The sequence below is a fragment of the Vibrio sp. VP6 genome (assembly GCF_028823755.1).
In the GTDB taxonomy this organism is placed as follows: Bacteria; Pseudomonadota; Gammaproteobacteria; order Enterobacterales; family Vibrionaceae; genus Vibrio; species Vibrio parahaemolyticus.
In genome coordinates, this window is the sequence record NZ_JAPEID010000020.1 from 42191 (window position 1) to 54549 (window position 12359).

Annotated in this window: 11 protein-coding genes; 2 read left to right on the forward strand and 9 right to left on the reverse strand. The window is 47.0% G+C overall.

Annotation, left to right across the window (positions count from 1 at the left end):
- Positions 1-58: 58 nt before the first annotated feature.
- From OU793_RS14000 to OU793_RS14015, 4 genes are all read right to left on the reverse strand, one after another.
- Positions 59-529: an RES family NAD+ phosphorylase gene (locus tag OU793_RS14000; RefSeq protein ID WP_005376497.1), complete on the reverse strand. Its 471-nt coding sequence runs from the start codon at positions 527-529 to the stop codon at positions 59-61.
- Between the two features lies 1 nt (position 530).
- Entirely contained in the window at positions 531-983 is a 453-nt protein-coding gene (locus OU793_RS14005; RefSeq protein ID WP_005481265.1) for an antitoxin Xre/MbcA/ParS toxin-binding domain-containing protein, read from the reverse strand.
- 161 nt (positions 984-1144) lie between these two features.
- A complete protein-coding gene (gene katG / locus OU793_RS14010; protein ID WP_140103333.1) occupies positions 1145-3319 on the reverse strand; it encodes a catalase/peroxidase HPI in 2175 nt (724 codons plus the stop codon).
- Between the two features lie 193 nt (positions 3320-3512).
- Complete coding sequence (locus tag OU793_RS14015) at positions 3513-5054, reverse strand: glutamate synthase-related protein (protein WP_023584923.1); 1542 nt, start codon at positions 5052-5054, stop codon at positions 3513-3515.
- Positions 5055-5211: 157 nt separating this feature from the next.
- Here OU793_RS14015 and OU793_RS14020 point away from each other — a divergent pair, with 157 nt between their 5' ends.
- On the forward strand, positions 5212-5691 hold the full coding sequence (locus OU793_RS14020) for an aminoacyl-tRNA deacylase (RefSeq protein ID WP_005486498.1): 480 nt from the start codon (positions 5212-5214) through the stop codon (positions 5689-5691).
- A gap of 77 nt (positions 5692-5768) precedes the next feature.
- Here OU793_RS14020 and OU793_RS14025 read toward each other — a convergent pair whose 3' ends face one another.
- Together OU793_RS14025 and OU793_RS14030 are read right to left on the reverse strand one after the other, a co-directional pair.
- Complete coding sequence (locus tag OU793_RS14025; RefSeq protein WP_005395226.1) at positions 5769-6446, reverse strand: response regulator; 678 nt, start codon at positions 6444-6446, stop codon at positions 5769-5771.
- On the reverse strand, positions 6443-8017 hold the full coding sequence (locus tag OU793_RS14030; protein WP_140103334.1) for a sensor histidine kinase: 1575 nt from the start codon (positions 8015-8017) through the stop codon (positions 6443-6445). The genes OU793_RS14025 and OU793_RS14030 overlap by 4 nt, the downstream gene beginning before the upstream one ends.
- 272 nt (positions 8018-8289) lie before the next feature.
- Between OU793_RS14030 and OU793_RS14035 the strand changes: the two genes are divergently transcribed.
- Positions 8290-9693, forward strand: a complete 1404-nt coding sequence (locus tag OU793_RS14035; RefSeq protein WP_140075721.1) for an anion permease — start codon at positions 8290-8292, stop codon at positions 9691-9693.
- Positions 9694-9743: 50 nt separating this feature from the next.
- Here OU793_RS14035 and OU793_RS14040 read toward each other — a convergent pair whose 3' ends face one another.
- From OU793_RS14040 to OU793_RS14050, 3 genes are all read right to left on the reverse strand, one after another.
- Positions 9744-11159, reverse strand: a complete 1416-nt coding sequence (locus tag OU793_RS14040) for a coniferyl aldehyde dehydrogenase (RefSeq protein ID WP_140103335.1) — start codon at positions 11157-11159, stop codon at positions 9744-9746.
- Positions 11160-11284: 125 nt separating this feature from the next.
- Positions 11285-11857 (reverse strand): GNAT family N-acetyltransferase, encoded by a 573-nt coding sequence (locus tag OU793_RS14045; RefSeq protein ID WP_005454340.1) that lies wholly within the window; start codon positions 11855-11857, stop codon positions 11285-11287.
- Between the two features lie 5 nt (positions 11858-11862).
- A complete protein-coding gene (locus tag OU793_RS14050) occupies positions 11863-12348 on the reverse strand; it encodes a GNAT family N-acetyltransferase (protein WP_140103336.1) in 486 nt (161 codons plus the stop codon).
- Positions 12349-12359 lie beyond the last annotated feature (11 nt).

A 12359-nucleotide genomic window follows, 5' to 3' on the forward strand; every position in this document is an offset into this window, starting at 1 on the left:
TTCAGCGCTTATCTCAGGTAAGCGCTGAATATTTTAAAGCAAGACAAAACCAACGCCTCTATTTGAAAATGCGCGGGTCAAACGCGAAATCAAGCTTTTCGGCTTTCTTGATGATCTCTTTCATTTTGGGATGATTTGGGTTCACCACGTAGTTTTTATCACGAGGTGAAATCGTTGAAGGCACTTGCAGCGCGGCAAACTCAGGATGAGGATCATTGAGAAACTGATCACCAATGTATTGCGTAGACTCGCTCGCCGGTATTGCTCGCCACGTCACTGGGAGATCTTCTTCATCTAAGGTGGCGATGAGGTATTCTGGCATTTCGATACGATATAAATCGTACAGTTTGGTGATGGCAGGATCGTTGTTTACGTGAACAAACACTTCCAATGAGCAAAGGGATTCCGATTCAGAGAAGTAGAGGGCTTCGGTTCCTTTTGAGTTCCATCGCCCTCCAAATAACTTTGCGCCAACGGGGCTGAATGGCGTGTCAGCAAATTTCTTTTGTGTGAGACGATAGAGCTTCATATTACGAGAATACCCCGTGCTCTAAACGGCCGATCAAATCTTTCACGATTTCAAAATCCACCGTGGTCGAGACCATGTCTAGCGGCCTTTTTCCACCTAAGCCGTAAACATTCTCTTTCATCCATTCAAGCGCGCGTTCTTCGTCGTCAAACAGCTCTGTCGCGAGTTTTAATAACATCGCTAATCGATAAATCGCATCACTTTCTTGCGTATTGAAGCGTTCATCGTTTTTTAGGCGACGCTTGATTGTGCTGACAGGTATCAATGTGACGTTTTGAAACTCATTTTGAGATAGCTTCACACGCTCAACAATATTGCGATACACCTTAGGCTCAAAACCTTTGTGAACCGCATCAGTGCGACCTGTCTCGGCGTCTTCAATACCTAACATAAACCAGAAATTGGCTTTATGAGGTTGTTTCGGTTTGAAGCTTTTTAATGCTGCAGTTGCCATATCAAGCTCCTTTAGTTCATATGGTCTAGTGATTATGGTTCAAATGAGCTTAATTTTCAAACAAAGTAAAAATCCACGTAAAGAAAAAGGCGAGCATTGCGCCCGCCTCTCTTACTTATTCACAACTTTGTTTACGCATTTATCGATGAACATCGTTTCACTTATTGCAAGTCAAAACGATCCGCGTTCATGACTTTCGCCCATGCAGCGACGAAATCATGGATGAATTTTTCCTGATTATCATCCTGCGCATACACTTCCGCGTACGAACGTAGAATCGAGTTTGAACCAAAGACAAGATCCACTCGAGTCGCCGTCCATTTCACTTGGTCTGTTTTACGATCACGAATTTCGTATTGGTTCTCACCCGTTGGCTTCCATGTGTAAGCCATATCGGTGAGGTTTACGAAGAAGTCGTTCGATAACGTACCCACGCGGTCGGTAAAGACGCCATCTTTGCTGCCACCGTAGTTGCTACCCAGAACGCGTAAACCACCAATCAGTACCGTCATTTCTGGTGCTGTCAAACCCATAAGCTGAGCTCGGTCGAGCAACAACTCTTCCGGCTTCACCACATAGTCTTTCTTCAACCAATTTCGGAAACCGTCAGCCACAGGTTCAAGCACTTCGAACGATTCCACATCCGTCATATCTTGAGAAGCATCGCCTCGACCTGGTGCGAAAGGCACAGATACATCGTGGCCCGCCGCTCGCGCAGCCAGTTCAATACCTACGTTACCAGCAAGTACGATAGCATCAGCAACGCTACAGCCCTCTTCTGCTGCGATGCTTTCTAGCACAGCAAGAACACGACTTAGACGATCAGGCTCGTTACCTTGCCAATCTTTTTGCGGAGCCAAACGAATTCTCGCGCCATTTGCGCCGCCACGTCGGTCAGAGCCACGATAAGTACGGGCACTGTCCCAAGCGGTGGCGACCAAATCAGCGATAGACAAGCCACTCGCTTCGATTTTGCCTTTCACAAGATCGACGTTGTAGTCCGTTTTGCCTGCTGGCGTTGGGTCTTGCCAAATCAGATCTTCGCTAGGTACATCTGGGCCTAGGTAGCACGATTTTGGTCCCATATCACGGTGAGTCAGTTTGAACCACGCACGGGCAAACATATCTTCAAAGTATGCAGGGTCTTGTTGGAAACGTTCTGAAATCTTGCGATATTCAGGGTCCATTTTGAGTGCCATATCGGCATCGGTCATGATTGGATTGTAGCGCTTAGAGCCATCTTCCACATCAACAGGTTTGTCTTGTTCTTCAATGTCGATAGGCTCCCATTGCCAAGCGCCGGCTGGGCTCTTCTTCAGTTCCCAATCGTATTTGAAGAGCAAATAGAAATAACCGTTATCCCATTGAGTCGGATGCGTTGTCCAAGCCCCTTCCAAACCGCTTGTTACCGTGTCACGACCAATACCACGAGTCTTGTGGTTCATCCAACCAAGGCCTTGTTCATGCACGTCAGCGCCTTCTGGATCTGGACCAAGGTTGGCAGCATCACCGTTACCGTGACATTTGCCCACGGTATGACCACCAGCCGTTAGTGCAACAGTTTCCTCATCGTTCATTGCCATGCGCGCAAATGTCACTCGCATGTCTTGCGCCGTTTTCAGTGGATCTGGATTGCCATCCACCCCTTCTGGGTTCACATAGATCAAGCCCATCATTACTGCTGCAAGTGGGTTCTCTAAATCACGCTCTCCGGAGTAACGGCTGTTTTTCGCGCCACTTGGCGCAAGCCACTCTTGCTCAGAACCCCAATAGGTGTCTTTTTCTGGATGCCAAATATCTTCGCGACCAAAACCAAAGCCAAAGGTTTTAAAGCCCATCGATTCATAAGCCATGTTACCTGCGAGAATAATCAGGTCGGCCCAACTTAACTTGTTGCCGTACTTTCTCTTGATCGGCCAAAGAAGTCGGCGTGCTTTGTCTAGGTTGGCGTTATCTGGCCAAGAGTTGAGAGGGGCAAAGCGTTGGTTACCGGTTGCGGCACCACCACGTCCGTCTGCGATACGATAGCTACCAGCCGCGTGCCATGCCATACGAATCATCAAACCGCCGTAGTGTCCCCAGTCTGCTGGCCACCATTCTTGGCTGTTTGTCATTAGGTCTTTTAAGTCTTGCTTGAGTGCGTCGACGTCCAGTTTTTTAAGTTCTTCTTTGTAATTAAAATCTGGACCAAATGGATTCGTTTTGGAGTCGTGCTGATGCAGGATGTCTAAGTTTAAGGCATTCGGCCACCAATCCATCACCGACTTGTCTGTAGATGTTTGTCCACCATGCATAACTGGACATTTACCTACTGAACCGCCGTTTGTATTGCTCATATTGTACTCCTTTATTTTGTAGCCTCCTTGGCTACTCATTCTCTACTCAATGCGAAAAACATTGAATACCTGACCAAAACAGCGTAGTTCACTTGACGCAAGAAAGAAGTCTTTTTCTTCAAAATTTGCACGCTGTTTACAAGCTTTTACTGTTACCAAACATGTACATATATGCGTTTTATATGGATTCAGATCAGATTGGATTTACCCCTGAATACTTAACGCCAGACAATCTCGCCATGTTTTGATCCCACGTCGCTAAATCCCGGATATTGAATTGGCGGAGTGAATGATGACCACACGCCCTTGCCATCACTTGCATGAGCTCAACCGATGATTCAAAGAAGTTTTTCAGTTGTTGAGACGATTTTTCAATATCGAGACGCTGCCTCAAATCGGCATTTTGTGTCGCAATGCCTGCCGGACAGTTATTGGTGTTGCAGATACGAGCTGCGACACAACCAATTGATTGCATCGCGCTATTCGCTATCGCCACGCCGTCTGCACCGAGCGCTAACGCTTTGACAAAATCCATAGGAACGCGAAGTCCACCAGTAATGATTAACGTGACGCGGTCACTTGCACCTTTTTCATCTAAGTATTTACGTGCGCGAGCTAACGCAGGAATGGTCGGTACGCTAATGTGATCACGGAACATGGTTGGTGCCGCGCCCGTGCCACCACCACGGCCATCGAGAATGATGTAATCAGCACTCGCATCGAGCGCAAACTGGATGTCTTGCTCAATATGGTTAGCACTTAATTTAAAGCCAATCGGAATACCGCCAGTAATGCCACGAACTCTGTCGGCAAACTTTCTGAAATCGTGAGTAGTATGAAGATCGGTAAAGGTTGGTGGCGATATTGCAGGTTGCCCTTCAGGAATGCCCCTCACCTGAGAGATCTTACCAACGTTTTTGTTGGCAGGAAGATGGCCTCCTGTCCCCGTTTTCGCACCTTGTCCGCCTTTAAAGTGAAATGCTTGAACCTTTAAGAGCTTGGATTCGTCGTAGCCAAACTTCGCACTGGCTAGCTCATAAAAATACCGCGAATTAGCAGCTTGCTCTTCTGGCAACATGCCGCCTTCCCCGGAGCAAATCCCAGTTCCGGCTAACTCCGCACCTTTTGCCAGCGCGATTTTCGCTTCTTCCGAAAGCGCACCAAAACTCATGTCCGACACCAATAAAGGAATAGCGAGCTTGAGCGGCTTGCGTGCGTTTGGCCCCACAATCAACTCGGTAGACACGGGAACATCTTCCAACAGCGGTTGTGTCGCCATTTGCGCCACCATGATTTGTATTGCATCCCAATGTGGTAACAAGTGCCTAGGCACGCCCATTGCAGCCATCGGCCCATGATGACCGAGCTTAGAGAGCCCTTCTCTGGCAAGTTGGTGAATAAACTCTAGAGTAGGTTCCTCTTGAGTATTAGCAGCGGCGAGCTTTTCACTTTTCTCTCGTTTTTGATCGGGGCCTTCTTTGCCCACTTGCTCGGCGGTAAATCGTTTATGCGTACCGTCGCAAAAAGGCGCATTGGCGGTGTGCTTGCACTGGCAGAGATAAGCATCTTCATCTTTTTCCGCAGTAAAGCTCATTGGCTTCATCCCAGTTCCAGAATGCGAGCCGTCACAATAAGGTTGCTTTTTTGATCGCCCGCAACGGCAAAAATAGTATTCTTGCCCGGCCTTCAATTCGACCTTGATCGGCTTGTTATCGGCGATGATTGGCTTGCTCATGTTGCCCCCTAGTTATTGTTTTTCACCATGCTTTGTCGCTGGCTTTCAAATAAGCGTAGAACAGGAGCCAAAGAGCGTCAGTGCAAGCGGAGTAAAATGCGCGATTGCGACCGTCCTCTCCTATACTCTTTATGGGTCTCATACACGTGGAGGCTATATGACGATTGCAACCCGATTAGATGAATATTTGACTGAGCATAACATTCACTTTCAAACCGTGAATCACAGCCACAGTCATAGCTCGCTACAAAGTGGTGTTGCCGCAGGTGTGCCTTTAATGAATATCGCAAAAGGTGTGATTCTTGAGGATCATGAAGGGCGTCATATGATGGCGGTCTTACCTGCCAACAACAAAATCAGTTTGTCGAGATTAAACGACGAATTTAACGCCACCTTCCATTTGGTGAAAGAGCGCATGGTTTATCGACTCTTCACCGATTGTGAACACGGCGCTATTCCGCCGATTGGTAGCCCTTACCACATGTCGACAGTTTGCGATGAAAGGTTAGCAAATTTGGAACATGTCTATCTCGAAGCCGGCGATCATGAAACTCTGATTAAGCTGGATAGAAAGGCATTTAAAGATTTGATGAACGACTGCAAATACTTAAGATTCAGCAGTGAAGTTCTGCATTAAACTTGCCAAAATATGTCGACATTTCGTGAAAAAGGCTCTTTCAACAAGAGCCTTTCTTTGTGCTTTATCTCAAACACTTAGCTTTCTGAGACTAACTTATTGCGATAAACCCGAGTCGGTCGCCCTACTTTCCCGTGTTCTAAAAAGGCCACCAACTCACCTTGTTCAACGGCTTTATCCAAATAACGACGAGCCGTGCTCTTACTGATGGTTAAGCTTTCCGACACACTCAATGCGGTGTGCTCGACATGCACATGCGTAAACAGATCCACCACCTGACGGAACATAAAAGGATCTAAACCAGCCAAATCGGTTGGCGTGCCTTTTCCAAGATGGAACAAATCATCAAGCTGCGACTGTCGAAAACTCTCTTGGCTACGCATATGGTTTTTAACCTTTGCGAAACGAAGTAAGCTTTCGGTTAGTCTTGAGTAATCAACGGGCTTGACTAAGTAATCAAATGCACCGAAACGATGGGCTTTTTGAACCGTAGATGCGTCATTGGCCGCCGTGACCAAAATGCATTCTGGTTTCTGGTCGCTCTCTAACCATTGATAAACCAGCTCAACACCTTGCCCGTCTGGCAAGTAGTTGTCGACGATGACTAAATCCGGCTTAGTATGCGTAACTAGCTGCTGGGCAATGTGAATACTGCCAGCAATACCGACGACTTGATATTGTTCCACTTGCTCAATGAAATGGTGATGAAGCTCTGCAATGTTGGGATCATCTTCCACTATGACTACTTTTATCATCCTAACTCCTTGGGAAAATAGATCGTAAACGCGGTTTCTTGCTCGTCACTGTCCAACTCCATATGCCCATTGCCTTGCTCAACGATGGAACGTACAAGGTACATGCCTACCCCATGATCGGCTTTGTTTTTCTTAGTGGTAAAGCCCAATTCGCACAACGCATCAAATTCACTCTCGATCAGCGGGCCATTGTTCGAAACCTGAATGGTGTACTCACAGGCCGATTCTGAAATACCAATGTGTACATGACCGTTCTCTTGTCCTTTCACCGCTTCCAAAGCGTTTTGAGCTAAATTGCCAATCAGCCCACACAATTGTTCTTCTGACAAACAGCGAGACAGCGCGCTCAAATCACTTTGGCAGTCAATGCTCAGTGCCACACCCAGTTCGTTGGCTTTGCTCGCCTTTGCCAAAATCAAGGCTGACAAGGCCGGTCTGCTATTCAGCGCATGTAGCGAATCCAGTTGTGATTGACTGGCTTTCGCTTGCGACAAACAAACTGAAAGCGCTTTATCGTAAGCCCTCATTTGTAAGAGGCCCGAGATAGTCGAAAGTTTATTTTGATACTCGTGACGCGCAACGCGCATGTTCTCCATGTACTGCGTCACCTGACTGATTTTCTCCGAGAGTACGTGCATCTCATTTTGGTCACGCAAGCTAAACACTGCGCCATAAGGCTCACCTGTCGACGTACGAAGCGTAACTCGGTTCATCACCAAGTTTTTGCCATTCACGCGAATCAATCCATTAATGTAATCATCACCTTTCAACGAAAAACTTTCTGGGTTATCTATCCCATCGGTAAATACGTTGCCAAGCTCTTGATGATAGTTGAGCATAGCGCGAGCGGAATCATTAATAAGGTACAAACTTCCCTCGGAGTTTATCGCGACCAATCCTTCATACGTCGCTTGCAGCACGCCTTGATGTGTTTTTAATGCCTGCTTAAGCTGCCAAGGTTCTAACTCTTGCATTTGAGTTCGAACATAGCGAGAAAACTTCCAAGACAACCAAATACAAATAGCGACGGCAATGATTCCGAACGATATCAAGGGCAATAACCGTTCGCTTGTCCAGAGATCCAAAGTATCAATCAAATAGCCAACTTTGATCATGCCAATCACATCGCCTTCATTGGAAAAAATGGGAGATATGTAACGAACCGATGGTCCTAAAGATCCCACGCCATAAGAAAGGTAGGACTCACCGTTTTCCAGCGCTCTTTCAATGTCACCTCCCAATACAGGCAGACCAACGCGTTCAGCGACAGGATGTGCTAGGCGAATTCCTGCGCGATCACTCACGGTGATAAAGTCCGCATCACTCACTGCCTGAACCGCATTGATTATTTCTGACGTTTTGCTTGCGCTACCAGCCCCAACAGCGGTAATAAGGCTGGACAATTGCGAGAGCTGCTGCGACTGAACTTGAGCACGCAGGCTGATTTGATGAGTGAGGATGTCGTCCAACTGATGAGCACTGTAACTCCACCAACTCAACATGCCCAATAGCATTACACCACTGAGCAATACGGCCAGTTGTTTAGTAAAAGAAAAGGAAGCAAACGGCACGATAGGATTCCAAGAAATGACTTGCCCTAAGCTTACCGCAATTCCTTATTCGACTTAGGGGCTCTCACCATGAATTTTGACGCGGATCTCAGTGGTGATTTTTATGACTTTTATTAATTTAATGCGTTTATTCTCAATTATTTTTCAAACAGATTTTGTCGTGACATGCAAATTGATAAAGAGCTCAAGTACGTCGTTGATGAAATTGATTTCTCTCAGTTTTTTGCCATTGCCAAACCCTATGATGAAGAAAATAACTTGGAGATGGATGTATGAATAGTTCCCAAATGAAAATGCTCCTACTGGTCGCGATAGGCTGCATCTTATGGTTTATCCCAACCCCGGAAGGACTCACCGATCAAGCTTGGCAAATGATGGCGATTTTCGTCACCACCGTACTAAGCTTGATCCTCGCCCCACTTCCTCTTGGCGCGATGGCCTTGATGGGTTTGACGCTCGCGACACTGCTTGGCGTACTGCCAATCAAAACCGCACTAACTGGCTTCGCGCACCCAACGATTTGGATGATTGCAGCTGCGTTCTTTATCTCTCGCGGTTTTATTACCACCGGCTTTGGTCGACGCGTCGGATACTGGTTTATCTCTAAACTTGGTCACAACTCATTAGGCCTTGCTTACGGCTTAGTGTTGACTGATTTGCTGTTTGCACCTGCAACCCCAAGTACCACAGCACGTTGTGGCGGTATTATTTCTCCGCTATTTCGCTCGGTTGCGAATGCTTATGATTCCGACCCAGAAAAAGGCACTGAGAACCGAATCGGCGCATTTTTGGTGCAATGTATCTTCCAATGTAACGCGATTACATGTGCGATGTTCCTGACCTCTATGGCAGGTAACCCACTCGCCGCTAACTTCGCAAAAGAACAAGGCGTTGAAATCACATGGGCTGGCTGGGCAACCGCGGCGATCGTCCCTGGTTTATTGTGTTTGTTCCTCATCCCTCTCGTGATGTACATGGTGTTTCCACCAGAGCTGAAGAAGACACCAGAAATGCGTGAAATTGCGCGTCAAAAGCTGGCTGAAATGGGCAAAATGACGCGTGACGAGCTGATGGTTTGTATCACCTTTATCGGTATGGTTTCACTTTGGGTATTGGGCCCAACATTAGGCATTCATGCAACGGTTACGGCTTTACTAGGGTTAGTTTTCTTGCTTCTCACTCACACCATCACATGGGACGCCGTTCTTGGCGAAAAAGAAGCATGGCACACCATAACTTGGTTCGCTGTATTGGTAATGATGGCTGCGCAACTTAACAAACTCGGATTCATCAGCTGGTTCAGCGAGTCTATGGCCGAGTCACTGTCCGGCTTTGGCTGGGTGACAACCATCGTCGTGCTTCTTTTGGTTTACTACTACAGCCACTATTTGATGGCGAGTGCAATGGCACACATCAGTGCGATGTATTCCGCGTTCTTGGCAATTGCGATCTCTGCTGGCGCGCCTCCGATGCTTGCTGCGATTGTTCTTGGTATTTTCAGTAACTTGTATATGTCAACCACGCATTACTCGTCTGGCCCAGCGCCAATCTTGTTTGGTGCTGGCTTCCACACTCTGCAAAACTGGTGGAAAATCGGGTTTATCTTCTCACTCATCGTCATTCCAATCTTTGTTTTTGTTGGCGGTGCGTGGTGGAAGCTTCTCGGCCTTTGGTAATCCGCAATTTAGAACGCATAGAAACCAAAAAACCTTTTTGAACAATCCAATCACAATCGAACAAAAATCTTTTGAATCGCTTTTATCGCCATTGCTCTGCGACGCATTAATGCCCCCGTTCTTGGCAGCCATTTCGGCGTGTGGAGTATGGTTTTCGCATGGCTAAAGGTTCTGAATCCTTCCACTCCGTGATAATGACCAATGCCTGATTGACCAATGCCACCGAAAGGCGCATCTTCAGCGCCAACGTGTAATACCGTATCGTTAATGCCGACTCCGCCACTGTGTGTGTTGCACACGATATGTTTGATGGTCGATTTGTCGTCCGACATAACATACAGCGCAAGTGGTCGCTGGTGCTGATTAATGTAGTCAATCGCTTCTTCTAAGCTTTTGTATGGCTTGATGGGTAGAAGTGGCCCAAAGATTTCCTCTTGCATGATTCGCATATCCGCTGACACGTTTGTGACCAAATGAGGGTACAAAAGCCGTTCCTCTTGAGGTGACGCTTCAACGGTATGGAGGCTTGCGCCTCGGGTTTTGGCATCCTCAAGCAGCGCAGTCAAACGCTCATACTGTCGTTGGTTGATAATATGGGTCAGCTTTTGATTCTTGTTGGATTTCAAATAGAGTTTTTCAAAACGTTTTAAGAACAGCGTGATGAACTCTTCAACGCGTTCTTGCGGTACAAACGCGTAATCAGGCGCCACACAAATCTGGCCCGCATTGATGCATTTACCAAACAAAATCGCATCAACGGCTTTCTTCATGTCTGCATCTTCTGCGATGATCACCGGAGATTTCCCACCCAGTTCTAACGTCACTGGAGTCAGGTTTTCTGCCGCTGCTTTTGCCACAGCGCGGCCAACATTTGTCGAGCCAGTAAACAAGAGATGATCGAATGGCAGTTGGCTGAATGCTTGTGCAACGTCCGCTTCACCTTCAAATACTTCGACATATCCCGACAGCTCGCGACAAATATTGACGATGACTTTATTGGTTTTGGGCGTAAATTCGCTGAGCTTCATCATCACACGGTTGCCTGCGGCCAAAGCAGTCACTAAAGGCGCAAGGCTCAAAATGACAGGAAAGTTCCACGGCGAAATGATCCCGACAACGCCGAGTGGCTGATATTGAACGGTCACTTTCGACGGAGCAAGCAACAGGCCTGATTCACGTTTACTAGGTTTGCACCATTTTTTTAGCCGCTTGAGGGTGTAATTGATGTGCGAGACCGTCGGCAAAACGTCGGTCATTGCGGTATCAAATTCTGAACGATAACCAAAATCGTCACTCAGCGCTTCCACCAACGCTTGTTTGTTCGCGATAAGCGCTTGTTTTAGCATAATAAGGCGCTGCTTACGTTCATCCAAACTAGGATAAGGTTCGGCGGCATACGCCGCTTTTAAGCGGGCGAGGCTTTGTTGTAACGAGTTGTCCACTTCAACCTCTGCGATTGCGTTCATGATGCTTCTCCTAGCCTAGTTTCGATCAATGATGCTCCAAATTAACACGAGCGCAACAATGTTACTATTGTAGCGCTCGCGAAATTAGAGTTCGAACTCTGATTAAAATATCGGTGGGTTTGGAGCTAAGTCAGACGCAATTCATAAATGCCTAATCGTTGAGAGCGGTCAAGCGTCTCGAACTCGTGATCAACGTATTCTTTTAATGTGGCACCAGCACGCTCAGCAATATTGATACTGGCAATGTTATCTTCCATACAGTGGAACTGAATGAACTGCGCATGCCCTTTCTGCTTTAAAAAAGGAATCAGAACCGCAAGCACTTGGTCAATCACTCGGTGTCCTCGCCCATTGTTCGCCAACCAATAGCCGATCTCAGTGACGTGTGTGTGCGAATCCACACCCTTGATGCCAATAACACCCGTAAACTGCTCATCAAAATAAATCGCGCACCAGTGGGCATCTAACGCTTTGCTGTTCACGCGCTGAGAGATGTAGTTCACTGCTTCTCTGCGGTTGGTCACAAAGTCCGTCCAAGGTAAATAGCCAGATAGGCTGTTTCGATACGTGTTCACCACTTCCAGTAAAACCGTCGCATGCTTGGTGGTTAGAGGCTCAATTGAGACCCTTTCCGAGACGGAAAAGCGCGCTTGCGAGCCATTCCCTTGATAGTCGTGTGGATACATCGAATCTCCCATTCACATCATCCTTTAGCAAAGCGCTGCAATGCATCTCCCGCCAGTCGATAGATCTTCCATTCATCTTGAGGCTCTGCACCGATTGACTGATAGAAATCAATCGCGGGTTGGTTCCAATCCAATACAGCCCATTCAAAACGGCCACAACCACGATCAACGGCAATATTCGCCAAATGCTTTAACAACGCTTTCCCAGCACCAACATTTCGGTACTCAGAAGAAACATATAGATCTTCCAAGTAGAGTCCGTTCTTTCCAAGCCATGTTGAGTGGTTAAAAAAGTAGACGGCGAATCCTATCGGTTCTTCGTTCACATAACAAATCACTGCGTGTGTCGTCGAATCTTCGCCGAAAATCGCTCGATCAACGTCTTCGACGCTGGCTTTAACTTCATGTTCTAAATGCTCGTAACGAGCTAACTCTTTAACAAATCTTAAGATGGTTACAGAATCCTGCTTTTGTGCTGCTCGCACAGAAATTTTATGAGTCACGTCCTTGTAGC

What these genes read in the sequence shown, in the direction of transcription:
- OU793_RS14000 (WP_005376497.1), bottom strand. Translation starts at nt 529, where the DNA reads ATGAAGCTCTATCGTCTCACACAAAAGAAATTTGCTGACACGCCATTC.
- OU793_RS14005 (WP_005481265.1), bottom strand. Translation starts at nt 983, where the DNA reads ATGGCAACTGCAGCATTAAAAAGCTTCAAACCGAAACAACCTCATAAA.
- OU793_RS14040 (WP_140103335.1), bottom strand. Translation starts at nt 11,159, where the DNA reads ATGAACGCAATCGCAGAGGTTGAAGTGGACAACTCGTTACAACAAAGC.
- OU793_RS14015 (WP_023584923.1), bottom strand. Translation starts at nt 5,054, where the DNA reads ATGAGCAAGCCAATCATCGCCGATAACAAGCCGATCAAGGTCGAATTG.
- OU793_RS14045 (WP_005454340.1), bottom strand. Translation starts at nt 11,857, where the DNA reads ATGGGAGATTCGATGTATCCACACGACTATCAAGGGAATGGCTCGCAA.
- katG (WP_140103333.1), bottom strand. Translation starts at nt 3,319, where the DNA reads ATGAGCAATACAAACGGCGGTTCAGTAGGTAAATGTCCAGTTATGCAT.
- OU793_RS14035 (WP_140075721.1), top strand. Translation starts at nt 8,290, where the DNA reads ATGAATAGTTCCCAAATGAAAATGCTCCTACTGGTCGCGATAGGCTGC.
- OU793_RS14025 (WP_005395226.1), bottom strand. Translation starts at nt 6,446, where the DNA reads ATGATAAAAGTAGTCATAGTGGAAGATGATCCCAACATTGCAGAGCTT.
- OU793_RS14020 (WP_005486498.1), top strand. Translation starts at nt 5,212, where the DNA reads ATGACGATTGCAACCCGATTAGATGAATATTTGACTGAGCATAACATT.